14 protein-coding genes are annotated in these 19131 nt (G+C 66.3%); 10 read left to right on the top strand and 4 right to left on the bottom strand.

Translation table 11 applies throughout. From position 1 onward, the window contains the following. Positions 1–44 precede the first annotated feature (44 nt). Together SL003B_RS11975 and SL003B_RS11970 are read right to left on the bottom strand one after the other, a co-directional pair. The gene (locus tag SL003B_RS11975) at positions 45–3059 is read right to left on the bottom strand and encodes an adenosylcobalamin-dependent ribonucleoside-diphosphate reductase (RefSeq protein WP_013653110.1); all 3015 of its coding nucleotides are present in this window, start codon (positions 3057–3059) and stop codon (positions 45–47) included. A gap of 446 nt (positions 3060–3505) precedes the next feature. Continuing rightward, entirely contained in the window at positions 3506–7195 is a 3690-nt protein-coding gene (locus tag SL003B_RS11970; RefSeq protein ID WP_013653109.1) for a vitamin B12-dependent ribonucleotide reductase, read from the bottom strand. A gap of 647 nt (positions 7196–7842) precedes the next feature. Here SL003B_RS11970 and SL003B_RS11965 point away from each other — a divergent pair. Beyond that, complete coding sequence (locus SL003B_RS11965) at positions 7843–8601, top strand: response regulator (RefSeq protein WP_013653107.1); 759 nt, start codon at positions 7843–7845, stop codon at positions 8599–8601. 150 nt (positions 8602–8751) lie between these two features. Then, on the top strand, positions 8752–9138 hold the full coding sequence (locus tag SL003B_RS11960; protein ID WP_013653106.1) for an NADH:ubiquinone oxidoreductase subunit NDUFA12: 387 nt from the start codon (positions 8752–8754) through the stop codon (positions 9136–9138). Between the two features lie 116 nt (positions 9139–9254). Here the strand turns inward: SL003B_RS11960 and SL003B_RS11955 are convergent, their stop codons facing one another. Then, the gene (locus SL003B_RS11955; RefSeq protein ID WP_013653105.1) at positions 9255–9911 is read right to left on the bottom strand and encodes an alpha/beta hydrolase; all 657 of its coding nucleotides are present in this window, start codon (positions 9909–9911) and stop codon (positions 9255–9257) included. Positions 9912–10191: 280 nt separating this feature from the next. Here SL003B_RS11955 and SL003B_RS11950 point away from each other — a divergent pair, with 280 nt between their 5' ends. The 8 genes from SL003B_RS11950 (at position 10192) to tenA (ending at position 17966) form a co-directional block, all read left to right on the top strand. Beyond that, on the top strand, positions 10192–11361 hold the full coding sequence (locus tag SL003B_RS11950; RefSeq protein WP_013653104.1) for a cysteine desulfurase family protein: 1170 nt from the start codon (positions 10192–10194) through the stop codon (positions 11359–11361). Between the two features lie 121 nt (positions 11362–11482). Next, positions 11483–12955 (top strand): Fe-S cluster assembly protein SufB, encoded by a 1473-nt coding sequence (gene sufB / locus SL003B_RS11945; protein WP_013653103.1) that lies wholly within the window; start codon positions 11483–11485, stop codon positions 12953–12955. A gap of 75 nt (positions 12956–13030) precedes the next feature. Continuing rightward, complete coding sequence (gene sufC / locus SL003B_RS11940; RefSeq protein ID WP_013653102.1) at positions 13031–13789, top strand: Fe-S cluster assembly ATPase SufC; 759 nt, start codon at positions 13031–13033, stop codon at positions 13787–13789. A gap of 16 nt (positions 13790–13805) precedes the next feature. Then, positions 13806–15128 (top strand): Fe-S cluster assembly protein SufD, encoded by a 1323-nt coding sequence (gene sufD, locus SL003B_RS11935; RefSeq protein ID WP_013653101.1) that lies wholly within the window; start codon positions 13806–13808, stop codon positions 15126–15128. Between the two features lie 9 nt (positions 15129–15137). Next, positions 15138–16394 carry a cysteine desulfurase gene (locus SL003B_RS11930; protein ID WP_013653100.1) on the top strand — a complete coding sequence of 419 codons (1257 nt, stop codon included), beginning with the start codon at positions 15138–15140 and terminating at the stop codon, positions 16392–16394. An 11-nt stretch (positions 16395–16405) separates the two neighbouring features. Beyond that, a complete protein-coding gene (locus SL003B_RS11925) occupies positions 16406–16801 on the top strand; it encodes an SUF system Fe-S cluster assembly protein (RefSeq protein WP_013653099.1) in 396 nt (131 codons plus the stop codon). Between the two features lie 85 nt (positions 16802–16886). After that, positions 16887–17264 (top strand): Fe-S cluster assembly scaffold SufA, encoded by a 378-nt coding sequence (gene sufA, locus SL003B_RS11920; RefSeq protein WP_013653098.1) that lies wholly within the window; start codon positions 16887–16889, stop codon positions 17262–17264. Between the two features lie 9 nt (positions 17265–17273). Next, positions 17274–17966, top strand: a complete 693-nt coding sequence (gene tenA / locus SL003B_RS11915) for a thiaminase II (protein ID WP_013653097.1) — start codon at positions 17274–17276, stop codon at positions 17964–17966. Here tenA and SL003B_RS11910 read toward each other — a convergent pair. Beyond that, positions 17963–19024 carry a GGDEF domain-containing protein gene (locus SL003B_RS11910; RefSeq protein ID WP_013653096.1) on the bottom strand — a complete coding sequence of 354 codons (1062 nt, stop codon included), beginning with the start codon at positions 19022–19024 and terminating at the stop codon, positions 17963–17965. The two genes, tenA and SL003B_RS11910, sit on opposite strands and share 4 nt — an antisense overlap. Positions 19025–19131: the final 107 nt, after the last annotated feature.

Genomic DNA, 19131 nt, shown 5'->3' with positions numbered 1-19131 from the left:
AATTCCATAATCCGGCCTGAGCCTGAGCCTGAGCCTGAGCCAGGTCAGCCGCCGATCGTGCTGCCGCCGGGGTCGGGTCGTTCGGTCGTGTCGGCGCGGCGCGCCCGGGCGAACTCGCGCAGGCTCCGCGCCATGCGCCAGCGCCGCATCCGCGGCGTCGCCGTGCCGGCCGCAGCCTGGGTCCCGGCCTGGACCGGGATGTCGACGGGAGCATCAAAGGGGGGCGACTCGTCTGCGGGCCCCTCGGCCGCGTCCTCTTCCTGGGCGTCGTCGTCCTCGCGCAGGCGCAGGTTGAGGGGCTGGCTCAGCTTGGAGCCGTCGCGATAGAGCGCATTGGCCTTCAGACCGAGGCGCCAGGACAGGCCGTAGGCGGTCTTGCAGTCCTCGACGCTGGCCTTGTTCGGCATGTTGACCGTCTTGGATATGGCGCCGGACACGAACGGCTGGGCCGCCGCCATCATGCGGATGTGGCTGTCGACCGGCAGGAAGCGGGTGCCTTTCGATCCGCACGGATTGGCGCAGTCGAACACCGGATAGTGCTCGAGGCGCAGATGCGGGGCGCCCTCGAGGCTCATCGTGCCGCAGACATGCGCGTTGGCGGCCTCGATCTGGGCACGCGTGAAGCCGAGCTGGCGCAGCAGATCGGAGCGGGCGCGGCCCAGCGCGGCCTCGGGGATTGCGAGCTCGCGACGCAGGACGTCGTCGCCGACGATCCACGGGCCGAACGCGTCCTTGATGTGGGAGGCACTCTTCAGCGCGTCCTCGATGCGGTCGAGCACGGCTTCGCTCATGCCGAGCGCGGCGAGCCGGGCCCGGTTGACGAACGGCGCAAGCTCCAGCGAGCCGTGGCCGACGGCATGGGCGACGATGTCGCGCACCTCGTGCTCGGCATAGCCGAGGCGGCGCAGGGCGGTCGGCACCATGCCGTTGATGATCTTGAAGAAGCCGCCGCCGGCGAGCTTCTTGAACTTGACCAGGGCGAAATCGGGCTCGATGCCGGTCGTGGCGCAGTCCATGACCAGGCCGATGGTTCCGGTCGGCGCGATCACAGAGGCCTGGGCGTTGCGATAGCCGTGGCGTTCGCCGAGGGCGAGCGCCTGGTCCCAGGCCTCGACCGCGGCGGCATGCAGCGGCGCGTCGGGGCAGGCGCTGGCGCCGAGCGGCACGGGCGGCGTCGCCAGACCCTCGTAGGCGCTGACCTGCGTTGTGCCGTGGGCGGCGCGGCGGTGGTTGCGGATCACCCTGAGCATGTGGGCGGCGTTGGCGCGGTAGCCCTCGAACGGCCCCTGTTCGGCGGCGAGTTCCGCCGAGGTCCGGTAGGTCCAGCCGGTCAGCAGCGCGGTCACCGCGGCACAGTAGGCGCGGCCGGCATCGCTGTCGTAGGGGATGCCGAGCGACATCAGCAGGCCGCCGAGATTGGCGTAGCCGAGGCCGATCGGCCGGTAGCGCGCGGTGCGGCGCGCGGTCGCGCGTGACGGGTATTGGGCCATCGAGATGGAGATGTCGAGGCTGAGTGTCCACAGCCGCACCGCATGGCGGAAGTCGTCGACGCGAAAGCCGCCGTCGGCGTCGCGGAAGGCCATCAGGTTGAGCGAGGCGAGGGGGCAGGCGGTGTCGTCGAGGAACATGAACTCCGAGCAGGAGTTCGACCCGTTGATGCGCCCCGAGCGCGGGCAGGTGTGCCAGGCGTTGATGGTGGTGTCGAACTGCACGCCCGGATCGGCCGACGCCCAGGCCGCGCCGGCGACCTTGTGCCACAACGCGCGGGCATCGACCTCGCGCCCCTTGCGCGGGTCGGTGCGCTGCACCAGCCGCCACGGCGCGCCGCGCTCGACCGCTTCGAGGAAGGCGTCCGGCACGCGCACCGAGTTGTTGGCGTTCTGGCCCGAGACCGTGCGGTAGGCGTCGCTGTCCCAGTCGACGTCGTAGGTGCGGAATTCGAGCCCGCCGTGCCCCTGCTCGGCGAAATGGATCACCCGTTCGATGTAGCCGTCGGGAATGAGGGCGGCGCGCGCTTCCTCAATGGCCCGGTCCAGCTCGCGCTTGTAGGCGTTGTCGCGGTAGCGGTGATGTTCGACCGCGTCGACGATCTCCAGGATCCGCGACAGCCGGCGGGCGGCCATCTTGGAGCCGGCGACGATGGCGGCGACCTTCTCCTCCTCCTTGACCTTCCAGTCGATGAAGTCCTCGATGTCGGGATGGTCGATGTCGACCACGACCATCTTGGCGGCGGCCCGCGTCGTACCGCCGGAGCGCAGCGAGCCGGCGGCGGCGTCGCCGACCTTCAGGAACGACAGCAGCCCGGCCGACTTGCCGCCGTGGTCGAGCGGCTCGCCGGCGCCGCGGATCGCCGAGAAGTTGGTGCCGGTACCCGAGCCGTACTTGAACAGGCGCGCCTCGCGCACCCACAGGTCCATGATGCCGTTGTCGCCGACCAGATCGTCCTTGACCGACAGGATGATGCTGGCGTGGACCTGCGGCCGTTCGTAGGCGCTGGTCGAGGCGACCGCCTCGCCGCTGGCGAGGTCGACATGCCAGTGGCCCTGGGCGACCCCGGCGATGCCGTAGGCCCAGTGCAGACCGGTGTTGAACCACTGCGGCGAATTCGGCGCCGCCATCTGCAGTGCCAGCATGTGGCGCATCTCGTCGAAGAAGGTGCGCGCGTCGCCCTCCGTGTCGAAATGGCCGCAGCGCCAGCCCCAGTAGGTCCAGGCGCCGGCGAGCCGGTCAAACACCTGGCGGGCCGAGGTCTCGCCGCCAAAGCGCGCCGATTCCGGAAGGGCGGCGAGCGCGTCTTCGTCGGGCTCCGATCGCTGCAGCCAGACAGGCACGCCGGGCTCGTCGACCCTGCGCAGCGCGGCCGGCACGCCTTTGCGGCGGAAATACTTCTGCGACAGGATGTCGGCGGCGATCTGGGAGAACTGCGCCGGCACCTCGATATCGGCCTGGCGCGACAGGAGCCGCCCGTCGCTTGACCGCATTTCGGTCGTGTGGCGTCGAAAGCTGATGCTGGCGTAGGGAGACGCCCCCTCGGTCGTGAACCGACGATCAATCCGCATGTTCCGCCCCTTACTCGAGACCAGGACCAAGGCGGCGTGCGCCGCTGCTGCCGACGAATGGTAACGGTTCGTTAACGAATATCAAGAGTTGTCAGTTTTTCGCGGAATAACCATAAGGCGAGTTTCGGGTTGTGTCGTCGCGGCAGCCTCCGCCAAGCCGCCCCGGCAAGACCATGGAAAGCCGTACCTTTTTGCGCGCGTAAACCATGTTTCGCTTTTTTTGCGCGCGATGGAAAAGGGCGGGGAGCGGATCGCCCAGGCCGCGCGGCGCGCCGATTGTGCCGGCCGCCTCGCGATTCTGCCGCGCACCGGCAATGCGGCATGTTCGTCTCAAGGGTACTGCTCATGCCGAGCACGGAAAGACCCGCCCCGGTTTCCCGTGGGCGGGTCTTTGTCGCGTCAGGGCAGGCAGGCGGGGTGTCGCTGAGGAACCCCGCCTCACGCCGTCACGAGCAGCCGCTGGTCGAGCCGCAGGTGTCGCACTTCAGGCACGTGCCGTTGCGCACCATGGTGAAGTTGCCGCATTCCGAGCAGCTTTCGCCCTCGTAGCCCTTCATGCGCGCCTCGGCGATTCGCTCGGCGGCGGAGGACAGGGCCGGGGCGGCGGCCGTCTCCAGCTTGACCGCCACTTCCGTGTTACCGGCGCGGGCGAAGGCGGTGGCGACCGCCGAGGTCTGCGCGACAGGCGCCGACACCGGCTTCGCCGCGACTGCGGTGCCGAGCGCGCCGGCCGGTTCGCCGCGGCCGGAAACCAGGCGGAAGCGCTCGGTCTGGCCGCGCACCAGGCCGTGGGAGACCACCGCCGGCTCGCTGGCGCCGCCGCGGCCCTCGTTCGGGCCGGCGCTCATGGCGGTGTTGCCGATCGCCTCCGGCGGCACATGGGCGAGGTCGTGGCGGCCGAGGTAGGACACGGCCAGTTCGCGGAAGATGTAGTCGAGGATCGACGTGGCGTTCTTGATCGCCTCGTTGCCCTGCACCATGCCCGCCGGCTCGAAACGGGTGAAGGTGAAGGCGTCGACATATTCCTCCAGCGGCACGCCGTACTGCAGGCCGAGCGAGATGGCGATGGCGAAGTTGTTCATCAGCGAACGGAAGGCGGCCCCTTCCTTGTGCATGTCGATGAAGATCTCGCCGAGCCGGCCGTCCTCGTATTCGCCGGTGGTCAGGTACACCTTGTGGCCGCCGACGCGCGCCTTCTGGGTGTAGCCCTTGCGCCGGTCGGGCATCTTCTCGCGCTCGCGCACGGTGCGCTCGATGATGCGCTCGACGATCCGCTCGGCGATCATCTCGGCCTTGGCCGCGGCCGGCTTGGCGGCGATGGCCTCGGCGGCCTCGTCCGCATCTTCGTCCTCGTCGGCGATGAGCTGGGCGTTGAGCGGCTGGCTGAGCTTGGAGCCGTCGCGGTAGAGCGCATTGGCCTTCAGCGCCAGGCGCCAGGACAGCATGTAGGCTTCCTTGCAGTCCTCGACGGTCGCCTCGTTGGGCATGTTGATCGTCTTGGAGATGGCGCCGGAGATGAACGGCTGGGCCGCCGCCATCATGCGGATGTGGCTGTCCACCGACAGGAAGCGCTTGCCGATCTTGCCGCACGGGTTGGCGCAGTCGAACACCGGATAGTGTTCCTGCTTCAGGTGCGGCGCGCCTTCCAGCGTCATCGCCCCGCAGACATGCGTGTTGGCCGCCTCGATCTCTGCCTTGGTGAAGCCGATGTGCGTCAGCAGGTCGAAGGCTGGGTCGGAGAGCTTCTCTTCCGGGATCTCCAGCGCCGCCATCTGCTCGTCGCCGACCGTCCAGCGGTTGAACACGAACTTGATGTCGAAGGCCGCCTTCAGCGACGCCTTGATCTTGTCGATCGTCGCCTCGGTGAAGCCCTTGGCCCTGAGCGCCGTCGGGTTGATGCCGGGCGACTGATCGATCGAGCCATGGCCGACGGCATAGGCCTCGATCTCGGCGATCTGGCTCTCGCTGTAGCCGAGCACGCGCAGCGCCTCGGGCACCGCGCGGTTGATGATCTTGAAGTAGCCGCCGCCGGCGAGCTTCTTGAACTTGACCAGGGCGAAGTCGGGCTCGATGCCGGTGGTGTCGCAGTCCATGACCAGGCCGATGGTGCCGGTCGGGGCGATCACGGTCGACTGCGCGTTGCGGTAGCCGTGCTTCTCGCCGAGTTCCAGGGCGCGGTCCCAGGCGGCGCGGGCGCGTTCGATCAACACCTTGTCCGGGCAGGAGGCATGGTCGAGCGGCACCGGGTTGGTGTGCAGCTTCTCGTAGCCGTCGACCTCGCCATAGGCGGCGCGGCGGTGGTTGCGCATGACGCGCAGCATGTGCTCGGCGTTCTCGGCATAGCCGGGGAAGGCGCCGAGCTCGCCGGCCATCTCGGCCGAGGTGGCATAGGCGACGCCGGTCATGATGGCGGTCAGGGCGCCGCAGATGGCGCGACCCTCGGCGCTGTCATAGGGAATGCCCGAGGTCATCAGCAGGCCGCCGATGTTGGCGTAGCCGAGGCCGAGGGTGCGGAACCTGTAGGACAGCTCCGCGATCTCCCTGGACGGGAACTGCGCCATCAGCACCGAGATCTCCAGCACGATGGTCCACAGCCGGGTGGCGTGCTCGTAGGCCTCGACGTCGAAGGAGCGGTCGGCGCGGCGGAACTGCAGCAGGTTCAGGGACGCCAGGTTGCAGGCCGTGTCGTCCAGGAACATGTATTCCGAGCACGGATTGGAGGCGCGGATCTCGCCCGACGCCGGGCAGGTGTGCCAGTCGTTGATGGTGGTGTGGTACTGGATGCCGGGATCGGCCGAGGCCCAGGCGGCATAGCCGATCTGTTCCCACAGCTCGCGCGCCTTGATGGTCTTCATCACCTTGCCGTCGCGGCGGGCGGTCAGGTCCCAGCTGCCGTCGGTGACGACCGCCGACAGGAAACCGTCGGTGACGCGCACCGAGTTGTTGGAGTTCTGGCCGGAGACGGTCAGATAGGCCTCGGAGTCCCAGTCGGTGTCGTAGGTCGGGAACTCGATCGCGGTGTAGCCCTGGCGGGCGAACTGGATGACGCGGCGGATGTAGTTCTCCGGCACCATCATCTTCTTGGCCGCCCGAATCTCCCGCTTCAGGGCCGGGTTCTTGGCCGGGTCGAAACAGTCGTCGTTGTCGGCCTGGCAGTTGACGCAGGCCTTCATGATCGCCGACAGGTGCTTCTGGCAGATGCGCGAGCCGGTGACCAGCGCGGCGACCTTCTGCTCCTCCTTCACCTTCCAGTTGATGTAGGATTCGATGTCGGGGTGATCGACGTCGACGACGACCATCTTGGCCGCACGCCGGGTGGTGCCGCCGGACTTGATCGCGCCCGCGGCGCGGTCGCCGATCTTCAGGAAGCTCATCAGGCCGGACGACTTGCCGCCGCCCGACAGCCGCTCGCCTTCGCCGCGCAGGCGCGAGAAGTTGGAGCCGGTGCCCGAGCCGTACTTGAACAGACGCGCCTCGCGCACCCACAGGTCCATGATGCCGTTCTCGTTGACGAGATCGTCCTCGACCGACTGGATGAAGCAGGCGTGCGGCTGCGGATGCTCGTAGGCGGAGGCCGACTTGGTCAGTTCGCCGGTCTGGAAGTCGACGTAGTAGTGGCCCTGGCTCGGCCCGTCGATGCCGTAGGCCCAGTGCAGGCCGGTGTTGAACCACTGCGGACTGTTCGGCGCCACCTTCTGCGTCGCCAGCATGTAGCGCAGCTCGTCATAAAAGGCGCGCGCATCGGCTTCGGCGTCGAAATAGCCGCCCTTCCAGCCCCAGTAGGTCCATGTGCCGGCAAGGCGGTCGAACACCTGACGGCTGTCGGTCTCCGAACCATAGCGCTCGTCTTCGGGAAGATCGGCCAAGGCGGCGGTGTCGGCCTCGCGGCGCCACAGCCAGGAGGGAACGGTGTTTTCCTCGACGGGCTTCAGGCGGGCGGGGACGCCGGCCTTGCGGAAATACTTCTGGGCGAGGATGTCCGACGCCACCTGCGAGAACTGGGCGGGGACGTAAATGTTCTCAAGGCGAAACACCACCGAGCCGTCCGGATTGCGGATCTCGCTGGTGGTGGTCGCGAACTCGATGTCAGCGTAGGGCGACTGGCCTTCCTTGGTGTAGCGCCGCTCAATCCGCATTCCATGCCCCCTTCGTCAAGCTCGGGCCGTATCGGCCGCCGTCAGGCAATCAAATTGGCAACATTGCCGTTCTCCGGATGCGTCCGCACCCGGAAGCCGAATCTGCCGCCACCCTGTCATGGACCCCGTTCCGCAGCGGGGTCCGTCATTTTGTGGAGTTCCGGAATGCCTAATCCATATATAGGACTTCCGGGCCGTCTTGTCGCGATGTCCGCCTTTCGGGCGCACGACAGCTCATCCCGCCGTCAACGACCTGCGGGCCTTGCCACCTTGCAGTTTCTACTGATGGAGGTCGGAGGAAAAGGCCGGCCCCGGGATACGCACACCGTGATGATCGAACACTAGTGTGAATCGTTCGTTACCGTCAAGCTGACGCGGCCTAGCTGTTGTGTGGATAAGCGAAGATCTCCCTAAATATAGTGGCTTCTGTGGAAATCGGGGAGAGTGATGTCCGGCAGCGCGGCGGCGGTCGGCCAAGGCCGGGAACGGTCGGCGCGCGGACCGGGTGGTACCGCCTGACCGCCGTCCGGCCGGTGCGGACGAGGTGCGGACAATTTGATGCAAATCGCCCGGGCGCGCTTCAAGCCGATTTAAAAGGCGCCGTGCGACAAGGGAGACGGTGAGGACTGCATCGGACCCGTGACCCCATGAAACATCATGCCGCCTACGGATTGCCCATCGAAGCGCTCGACGCGGTGGTGATCGAGGATTCCAAACCGATGCAGACGATCCTGCGCTCGACGCTGCTGAGCTTCAAGGTAGACCGGGTGCGGGTGTTCGATTCGGTCGACGAGGCGCTGCAGGCGATGCTGACCGAGCCGCCGAACCTGATCCTGACCGACTGGCGCATGGAACCGGCAAGCGGCTACCAGATGCTGCGTCTGATCCGCCACAAGAACATGGATCCCCTGTGCTTCGTGCCGGTGCTTTTCGTCACCGCCCACGGCACTCGGGCGCTGGTCGAAAAGGCGCTCAGGGCCGGCGCCCATCATCTGCTCGTCAAGCCGGTGTCGCCCTCGACGCTCTACAATCGCCTGCGCTGGCTGGTGGCCGACGACCGGCCGTTTGTGCCGGACCGCCACGGCTTCTACACGATCAAGGGCGTCGACAAGCTGCTCGACGAGCAGGCCGCCAAGATGCAGACCCTAGACAACGCGCGCGCCTATCACGAGCGGGCGCACCGCCGCTATGCCGAGGTCCAGGAGGCCGTCGACCAGGTGTTCAGCACCGAGGACCAGGCGCACGGCGCCGACGAGCTGGAGCACCGGCTCGCGTCCCAGAAGACCGCGGCGCGCAAGGCGCTGGCGCGCGAGGAGCAGGACCGCAAGGAAGCGCTGCGCGCGCGGCCCTTCTCCAGGCGGCGCCGACCCGAATCCTTCGCCGCCCTGCGCAATCACGTCTCCTAGGCGGGGCCCTCCCGCCGTGCCGCAGCGCAGCGCATTTGTGCCGCCGGCTACTGGACACGGGCGCCGCAGCGCGGCATAGTCCGGGCCAAAACAGGCTGGCATCCGGCAACCGCCGTGCCGCCGACCGCTTGGCCCCGGAGTCCCGCGCTTATGAAAACCCTTCTGCTCGAACTCTTCACCTGGTGGAACGGCCAGACCATGGGCACGCGTTTCTTCACCTGGCGCAAGGGCGAGTTCGTCGGCGAGGACGAGTTCGGCAACAAGTACTACCGCGAGCGCGGCGGCAAGAAGCGCTGGGTCATCTACAACGGCCTTGCCGAGGCCTCTGCCATTCCTCCGGGCTGGCATGGCTGGATGCATCACCGCGTCGACACGCCGCCGACCGAGGAAAGCTACCACGCAAAGTCCTGGCAGAAGCCGCATCATCCGAACCTGACCGGAACGCCGGCGGCCTACCGGCCCAGGGGCTCGATCCTGACCCCGGAAAAACGGCCCGAGGTGACCGGCGACTACCAGGCCTGGACCCCGGGCAGCTGAGGGCAGGCGCCGCGCAGCCGACCCGGCAGCGCAGCAAGGCAGGCACAGGACAGCAAAAGACGAAGGCCCGGCGCGAGCCGGGCCTTCGTCTTTCGATTATCGGAACGCGTCGCCGGTCAGGCCACTTCGCTGGTCAGCCCGAGGCGCTTGTCGAGATAGGTGCCGCAGCGCAGCATCAGCTCGTCGATGTCGTTCTCGAAGAAGTGGTTGGCACCCGGGATCGTTTCCTGGTCGATGACGATTCCCTTCTGGGTTTTCAGCTTGTCGACCAGGGTCTGGACGTCCTTGGCCGGCACGACCTTGTCCTGGTCGCCGTGGACGATCAGGCCGGAAGACGGGCAGGGCGCGAGGAAGGAGAAGTCATGCAGGTTCGCCGGCGGGGCGACCGAGATGAAGCCTTCCACCTCGGGACGGCGCATCAGCAACTGCATGCCGATCCAGGCGCCAAAGGAAAAGCCGGCGATCCAGCAGGCACGGGCGTCCGGATGCACGGTCTGGACCCAGTCAAGCGCGGCGGCGGCATCCGAAAGCTCACCCTGGCCGTGGTCGAAGGAGCCCTGCGAGCGGCCGACGCCGCGGAAGTTGAACCGCAGCACCGCGAAGCCGCGTTGCGCAAACATGTAATAGAGCTGATAGACGATCTGGTTGTTCATCGTGCCGCCGAACTGCGGGTGCAGGTGCAGCACGAGCGCGATCGGCGCGTTCCGTTTCTTGGCGGGATGGAAACGGCCTTCCAGGCGACCGGCAGGGCCGTTGAAAATCACCTCGGGCATGAAGCGCGGTATCCTTTTGTGGTTCCCGTCGCCCGGACGGGAAAGTTTGCGGGCCTAGTACGTGAAAACCCTGAGTCCAAACTTGACTCCGAGGCTCCATGTTTCTAGAACCTTGTTTAGAATAATTCGAAAGTCCCTCCGGGCCGGACAGGCTCCGGTATGCGGACGGAAGATCGACAGCTTGGGCCACGTTATCGTCATCGCGGCGGGAAATTTCAAGTTTTCCGTCATCCGGGCGTAAAACGGGGCGCCGGGCATCAAGCAGGAACACAGCCGGGTCATGACGTCGGATCGGCCGCACCTCTATCTGGACTACAATGCCGGCGCACCGCTGCGCCCGCAGGTCCGCGCGTGCGTCATCGACTGCCTCCAGGAAACCGGCAACGCCTCGTCCGTCCATGCGCCGGGCCGGCGGGCGAGGGGCCGGATCGAGGATGCCCGCGAGGCGGTGGCGCGGCTGTGCGGCACCTCCGCACGCGGGGTCATCTTCACCAGCGGCGGCACCGAGGCCAACGTCACCGCCCTGACGCCGGAGTGGCAGGGCGGCGACGGTCCGCTCTACCTGAACCGCCTGCTGTGCACGGCGACCGAGCATCCGTCGGTGCTTGCCGGCGGTCGCTTCCCGGCCAGCCAGGTCGCGACGGTCCCCGTCGATGCCGACGGCGTCGTGCGGCTCGACGCGCTTGAGGCGCTGCTCGCCGAGGGCGGGCCGGCGCTGGTGTCGGTCATGGCGGCGAACAACGAGACCGGCGTACTGCAGCCGCTGGAGCAGATTGGCGCCCTGGTCAAGGCTGCCGGAGGGATCTTCCATGTCGACGCCGTGCAGGCGGCGGGCCGCATCGCTCTCGACCTCGCTACCTGGCAGGTGGATGCGATCAGCCTGTCGGCGCACAAGCTCGGCGGCCCGCAGGGCGCCGGCGCGCTGGTGCTGAAACGGGCGGGCGTGGCGCCGAAGCCGCTGCTGACCGGCGGCGGACAGGAGGGCCGACGCCGGGCTGGAACCGAAAACGTCGCCGCGCTCGCCGGATTCGGCGTTGCTGCGACGAGTGCTGCGGCCGACCTGGTCGACATGGATCGGCTGCGCGACCTGACAGGGCTTCTCGAAACCGGACTGCGCCATATATGTCCGCAGACCGTGGTGTTTTCGCAGCGCGCGCGGCGGCTGGCCAACACGACCTGCTTCGCCCTGCCGGGCGTTGCCGCGGAAACGGCGCTGATCGCGTGCGACCTCGCCGGGGCCTCCGTGTCGTCCGGCGCAGCCTGTTCGTCGGGCAAGGTGGCCGCCTCGCATGTGCTGACGGCCATGGGCGTCGACGAGGAGACCGCTCGCTGCGCGCTGCGCATTAGCCTCGGCTGGGGCAGCGACCGTGCGGACGTGACACGGTTCCTGGAGATCTTTGCGGACCTGGCAGGACGCCTCGTTCCGCGGTCGCGGGGCTGCGCCGCCTGACGAGGGCGCGGGCTTGCGGGCCCGCCGCCCAAAGGACCGCCGGCGGCCAGGAGCCGCCCTGCACGTGGTCCGCAAGACGAATACAATGCCGGCCCATGGGCCGAGACGAACGGAGAAGAAGATGCCCGCTGTGCAGGAGACGATCGATCGGGTCAAGGCGATCGATGTTGACCAGTATAAGTACGGTTTCGTCACCGACATCGAATCCGAGAGGGGCGCCAAGGGGCTGTCCGACGAGACGGTCCGCTTCCTGTCGGCCAAGAAGAACGAGCCGGAATGGATGACCGAGTGGCGCCTCGACGCGCTGCGGCGGTTCAAGGCCATGGACGAGCCGACCTGGGCGCGGGTGTCCTATCCGAAGATCGATTTCGATGACCTCTACTACTATGCGGCGCCGAAGAGCGTCGAGGGGCCGAAGAGCATCGACGAGGTCGACCCGGAACTGCTGGCGACCTACGAGAAGCTCGGCATTCCGCTGCGCGAGCAGGAGATCCTGGCCGGCATCGCGCCGCAGAACCGGGTCGCCGTCGACGCCGTGTTCGATTCGGTCTCGGTGGTGACCACCTTCAAGGAAGAGCTGAAGAAGGCCGGTGTCATCTTCTGCTCGATCTCCGAGGCCGTGCGCGAATATCCGGATCTGGTCAAAAAGTATCTCGGTTCGGTCGTTCCGGTGACCGACAACTATTACGCCACGCTGAACTCGGCGGTGTTCTCCGACGGCTCGTTCGTCTACGTGCCGGAAGGCGTGCGCTGCCCCATGGAGCTGTCGACCTACTTCCGCATCAACGAGCAGAAGACCGGACAGTTCGAGCGCACGCTGATCATCGCCGACAAGGGCGCCTACGTGTCCTACCTTGAAGGCTGCACGGCACCGCAGCGCGACGAGAACCAGCTGCATGCCGCTGTGGTCGAACTGATCGCGCTCGATGACGCCGAGATCAAGTACTCGACCGTGCAGAACTGGTATCCGGGCGACAAGGACGGCAAGGGCGGCATCTACAACTTCGTCACCAAGCGCGGCGACTGCCGGGGCCGGAACTCCAAGATTTCCTGGACCCAGGTCGAGACCGGCTCGGCGATCACCTGGAAGTATCCGTCCTGCATCCTGCGCGGCGACAACTCGCGCGGAGAGTTCTACTCGATCGCGGTGTCGAACGGCCACCAGCAGATCGACTCGGGCACCAAGATGATCCATCTCGGCAAGAACACCTCGAGCCGGATCATCTCCAAGGGCATCGCGGCGGGCAAGTCGGAGAACACCTACCGCGGCCTTGTCTCGGCGCATCGCAAGGCCACCAACGCGCGCAACTTCACCCAGTGCGACAGCCTGCTTATCGGCCAGGACTGCGGCGCGCACACGGTGCCCTACATCGAATCGAAGAACGCCACCGCCGTCTTCGAGCACGAGGCGACGACATCGAAGATCTCCGACGATCAGATGTTCTACTGCCTGCAGCGCGGGCTGTCGGAAGAGGAGGCGGTGGCGCTGATCGTCAACGGCTTCGTCAAGGATGTCATCCAGCAGTTGCCGATGGAATTCGCGGTCGAGGCCCAGAAGCTGATCTCGATCAGCCTGGAGGGTTCGGTCGGCTGAGCTGCTTCGCAACAAGACCCCTGACTGATGATGGCGCAGTTCTGTTGCGCCGCTGACTGAATGAGGATTGCCTCAATGCTTGAGATCAAGAACCTGCACGCCCGCATCGCCGACGACGGCGCCGAGATCCTGCGCGGCATCGACCTCGTGGTGAAACCGGGCGAAGTGCATGCCATCATGGGCCCGAACGGCTCGGGCAAGTCGACCCTGTCCTATGTTCTCGCCGGCAAGGAGGACTACGAGGTCACCGAGGGCGAGATCCTGTTCAACGGCGAGAATCTGCTCGATATGGAGCCGGATGAGCGCGCCGCCGCCGGCGTGTTCCTCGCCTTCCAGTATCCGATCGAGATCCCGGGCGTGGCCACGATGGAGTTCCTCAAGACCGCGCTCAACGCGCAGCGCAAGGCGCGCGGCGAGCCGGAACTGACGATCCCGGCCTTCCTGAAACTGGTCAAGGAGAAGGCGGCCGATCTCAACGTGACCATGGATATGCTCAAGCGTCCGCTCAACGTCGGCTTCTCGGGCGGAGAGAAGAAGCGCTCGGAGATCCTGCAGATGGCCCTGCTCGAACCCAGCCTGTGCGTGCTCGACGAGACGGATTCCGGCCTCGACATCGACGCCCTGCGCATCGTCTCCGACGGCGTCAACAAGCTGCGCTCGCCCGACCGCGCCATGATCGTCATCACCCACTACCAGCGCCTGCTCGACCACATCGTCCCCGACGTCGTCCATGTCCTGTCGAAGGGCAGGATCGTGAGGACCGGTGGGCCGGACCTGGCGCTGGAACTGGAGAAGAACGGCTATGCCGACTATGTCGGCGAAGAAGCGGCCTGAGGGCAGGGAGCAGACCATGAACGCCAGCATTCGCGTCGTGCGCACCCAGGCCGAAACGGACCTCGCCGAGCAGTTCGAGCGCAGCCGGACGTCGCTGGCGGGCGGCGCCGAAATCGCCGCCCTGCGCAACGCCGCCTTCGATCGGTTCAGCCAGACGGGTCTGCCGCACCGGCGCGTCGAGGAGTGGAAATACACCGACCTGCGCGCCTACATGAAGGGTGCCGCGCCGCTCGCGGACCCGGTGACCGCGCAGGCAGCCGGGCCTGCCCTCGAGGCGGCGGACGCCTACGGCGGCCTCGAGCGCTTTCGCCTGGTGCTCGCCAACGGCCGGCTGGTCGCAGAGCTGTCGGACCTAAACGCCCTCGACGCGGCAGGGGTGACGGTCCGCGACATCAACGACGGGCTCGCCAACAGCGATGCCGCCAAGCTGCTGCAGTGTCCGGCGATCGCCCAGGGCAACGCGCTGGTCGATCTCAACACCGCGCTGGTCCAGGGCGGCGTGACCGTCGCGGTCGAGGCGGGCAGGCGCGTCGACAAGCCGGTCGAGATCGTCCACCTGACGGTCGGCGCCGGCGCCAGCTTCAGCCGCTGCCGCATCGCCCTCGGCGAGGGCGCCGAGTTGACCCTGCTGGAGAGCTTCGCGTCGGTGGGCGCCGGCGGCGAGACCAACGCCGTGTCGGACTACGACCTGGGCAAGGGCGCGATACTGGCGAGCGTGCGGCTGATGTCCGGCGCCGGCAGCCACGCCCATGTCTCGACATCCTTCGCGCGGCTTGCCGGCGACGCGCATCTGAAGACGCTCGGCTTCGTCGTCGGCACCGCCTTCGCCCGCAACCAGTCCTTCGTCTCCTTCGCCGGCGAAGGCGCCCGCGCCGACCTGTTCGGCGTCACCATGGTGCGCGGCGACCAGCTTGCCGACCAGACCCTGGTCGTCGATCATGCCGTGCCGCATTGCGACAGCCGCGAATATTTCAAGTCGGTGATCGACGGCCGGGCCAAGGCGGTCTATCAGGGCAAGATCATCGTTCGCCCGCATGCCCAGAAGACCGATGGGCGGATGATGACTCAGGCTCTGCTTCTGTCGGAGGAAGCGGAGATGGCCAACAAGCCGGAGCTGGAGATCTTCGCCGACGACGTGCAGTGCGCCCATGGCGCGACCAGCGGCCAGATCGACGAGGACCTGCTGTTCTACCTGCGCGCCCGTGGAATTCCCGAGGCCGAGGCGCGCACCCTGTTGGTCCTCGCCTTCCTGTCGGAAGCGATCGAGGAATTCGGCAGCGAGAGCGTGACCGAGCCGCTGGAACAGCGCGTGCGCGACTGGCTGGCCGTCGGCGGCTGAGGAGACATCATGACGAGCGCATCGGCACAGGCAACAACGGGTCCGGCACCCTACGACGTCGAGGCGGTGCGCCGCGACTTCCCGATCCTGTCGCGCACGGTCTACGGCAAGCCGCTGGTCTATCTGGACAACGGCGCCTCGGCCCAGAAGCCGCAGGCGGTGATCGACGCGGTGACCAGGGCCTATTCGTTCGAATATGCCAACGTCCACCGAGGCCTTCACTACCTGTCGAACACGGCGACGGAGAACTACGAGGCGGCGCGCGAGACCGTGCGCCGGTTCCTCAATGCGCCGTCCGTCGACGAGATCGTGTTCACCCGCTCGACCACCGAGGCGATCAACCTCGTCTCCTATGGGCTGGGGCCGGAGACCTTCGGGCCGGGCGACGAGATCGTGCTGTCGATCATGGAGCACCATTCCAACATCGTCCCTTGGCATTTCCACCGGGAACGCCATGGAGCGGTGCTGAAATGGGTCTATGTCCGCGAGGACGGATCGTTTGATCTCGACGCCTTTGCCGACGCGCTGTCCGATCGCACCAGGCTGGTCGCGATCACCCACATGTCGAACGTGCTCGGCACGGTGGTGCCGGTGAAGGAAGTGTGCCGGATCGCCCATGAGCGCGGCATTCCCGTGCTCGTCGACGGCAGTCAGGCGGCCGTTCACCTGCCCGTGGACGTCCAGGACATCGGCTGCGACTACTACGCCTTCACCGGCCACAAGGTCTACGGGCCGACCGGCATCGGCGTCCTGTGGGCGAAGATGGACCGGCTCAAGGCGATGCGGCCGTTCTGCGGCGGCGGCGAGATGATCGCCGACGTGACCGAATCGCTCGTTACCTATGCCGATCCGCCGCACCGGTTCGAGGCCGGCACGCCGCCGATCGTCCAGGCGATCGGCCTCGGCGCCGCGCTCGACTACATGGAGGCGCTTGGGCGCGACAACATTGCCCGCCACGAGGCGGCGCTGTGCGCCTATGCCCATCAGCGCCTCGGCGAGATCAACTCGCTGCGCATCTTCGGGACGGCGCCGGGCAAGGGCGCGATCGTCTCGTTCGAGATGCAGGGTGCCCATGCCCACGACGTGTCGACGATCATCGACCGGTCGGGCGTCGCGGTGCGCGCCGGCACCCATTGCGCCCAGCCGCTGCTGGCGCGCTATGGCGTGACCTCGACCTGCCGCGCCAGCTTCGGCCTCTACAACACGATGGAAGAGGTCGACGTCCTGGCCGAAGCGCTGATCAAGGCGCACAAGTTCTTTGCGTGAGGAAGCAAGCGATGGAAAACAGTCCCGCTGCACGGGCCCTCGAGACGGTCGCGGCCGACAGCCCGATCCAGACCTCTGCATCTGCGATTCCGCCCGAGGAACTGGACCGGCTGACCGCAGACATCATCGCGGCGCTGAAGACGGTCTACGATCCCGAGATCCCCTGCGACATCTACGAACTCGGTCTCATCTACAAGGTCGACATCGAGGATGACCGCAGCGTCAAGGTTGACATGACGCTGACCGCACCGGGGTGTCCGGTCGCCGGCGAAATGCCGGGCTGGGTCGAGAATGCCATCGCCGCGGTGCCCGGGGTCGGCGCCGTCGATGTCTCCATGGTGTTCGATCCGCCCTGGACGCCCGACCGCATGTCGGAAGAGGCCCGGGTCGCGCTGAACTGGTATTGACGCCTTTATCTCCCGCACGGAAACCTTATATCTGCGGGGGAGGGATCGGGCAGACGGCGCCGCAGCGCCGCAAGGAGCATCGGCTATGGCAACGGCACGCAGGTTTCAGGTGATGACGCTGACGAAGGCGGCTGCCGAACGCGTGCGCGATCTCATCGACAATGCCGACCGGGCGGTCCTCGGCCTGCGCGTCGGCATCAAGAAGGGGGGCTGCGCCGGAATGGAATACACCATGAGCCTGGTGGAGCAGGCCGATCCCCGCGACGACGTGATCGACGACCAGGGCGCCCGCATTTATGTCGATCCCTCGGCGGTACTGTTCCTGCTCGGCACGGAGATGGATTTCGAGACCACCAAGTTCCGCTCCGGCTTCGTGTTCCGCAATCCCAACGAGGTCTCGGCCTGCGGCTGTGGCGAGTCGGTATCGCTCAAGCCCGCCGATACGGCAGCGCTCGCCCGCTAGGGACCTTCCATGCAGCTTTTCTCGCGGCTGAAACAGGCTGCCGGTCCCGACTGGACCGGCTATGTCGAGCACGAGTTCGTTCGCTGTCTCGGCGACGGCAGTCTGCCGGAGGCGGCGTTCCGCCGCTATCTCGTTCAGGACTATCTGTTCCTCGTACAGTTTGCGCGCGCCTATGCCTTGGCGCTCTACAAGAGCCCGACGCTTGTGGACATGCACAACGCTCTGGATGGCGTCAAGGCGATCCTCGACGTCGAAATGGACCTCCACGTCGGTCTCTGCGCGGGCTGGGGGCTGAGCAGGGCGGATCTCGATGCCGCGCGCGAGGAACGGGCGACGACGGCCTATACCCGCTTCGTGCTGGACGCGGGGATGCAGGGCGATCTGCTCGACCTTCAGGTCGCCCTGGCGCCCTGCATCATGGGCTATGCCGAGATCGGCGCCCGTCTCGCGTCGAGCGCGCCGATGGCCCGGCACGCGGATCATCCCTATGGCCGCTGGATCGGGGAATATGCCGGGACAGCTTATCAGGAGGTTGCTGCCGCGTTCGCCGGATGGATGGATCGCGTTGCCGCCATTTACGCCAATGATCCGCGTCTGCCGAGGCTGGAGGCTCTGTTCCGGCAGGCATCGCTTCTGGAAGCCGATTTCTGGCAGATGGGCCTTGAGGCTGCTGGTCCGGACCGGTCGGTTGTACGTCCCTAGGCGACCTGGCTGCCGATCTGGTCGACTTCCGGATCGGTCTCGCACTTGACCAGATTGCGACCGCTGCGCTTGGCAGCATAGAGCGCGGCATCGGCGCGGGCGATGATGGATTGGGTCGTGTCGCCGGCTCTGTACAGAGCCACGCCGATCGACATCGTGATGCGACCGAGGTTCTCGCCTGTCGAGCGCTTGACCAGTTCCTTCGACAGCACCGACTTGCGGATGTTCTCGGCGACTGCGATGGCGTCGCGAAGGGAGGTGTTCGGCAGGATGACGGCGAACTCCTCGCCGCCGTAGCGGCAAGCCGTGTCCTGACCCTTGATGTTCTGCTTGACCGCCAGAGCGACGAGGCGGAGCACCTGATCGCCGGTTTGATGGCCGTAATTGTCGTTGAATTTCTTGAAATGATCGATGTCAGTCAGGAGTAATGCGAACGGTTCTTCGTTCGCGGCGGCCATCTTCACCGCGTTGTCGATCGACAAATCGAAATGCCTGCGGTTGTTCAGTGTGGTCAGTTCGTCGGTCAGCGATTCGTAACGGATCGATTCCAAGCTTTCCTGCAGGCTCTCGATCTGGCGGCGCGAGTCAAGCAGCTGGTTCTCCAGATTCTTGTTGGCCGCCACGGCGGCATGCGTGGACTTGATCATGTGGGCTACGACGGCTCGCAGCTTGTTGGTGTCGGTCAGGCCTTTCAGCTTGGCACTGGCTTTCTCCAGTGCCAAGCCGTAGTCGGAAGTCGCGTCCGTGCTGATCCGGATGGCCTCGACAAGGTCATTGACCTCGTCGGAGACCTTGGCTCCGACCTCGTCAATGCGATCGCTTAGGCGGTTGGGCGAGAGGAAACGCGCGTAGACCTTCTGGACTTCCTCCGGGGAGATCCGCCCCTTGACGGTGAGGATATCGTTGATCGCGCGATTCAGCCCATGATTGAATCCGGCCGAATAAGTGTACCAGAGTTCGTAATTGCGCGGATAGGCAGGCAAGGTGTTGCGCTTGATGTAGGAGAGGGCGGATTCTCCGTAGACGATCGTGCGCTTGAAATCCTCCTCTTCCGCCATCTCTCATCCCACGCATTGAAGGAATTAATACTTCTCTATACCCCGAGCGCTCGTCACGCGGAACTATGGTTCCGTAACGTTTAAATTCCAGTTAACCTTGGGTTTTC

It is taken from the genome of Polymorphum gilvum SL003B-26A1 (assembly GCF_000192745.1).
Classification (GTDB): domain Bacteria; phylum Pseudomonadota; class Alphaproteobacteria; order Rhizobiales; family Stappiaceae; genus Polymorphum; species Polymorphum gilvum.
Note: the sequence above shows the minus strand (reverse complement) of the source record. Positions and strands in the feature narration are given on the sequence as shown.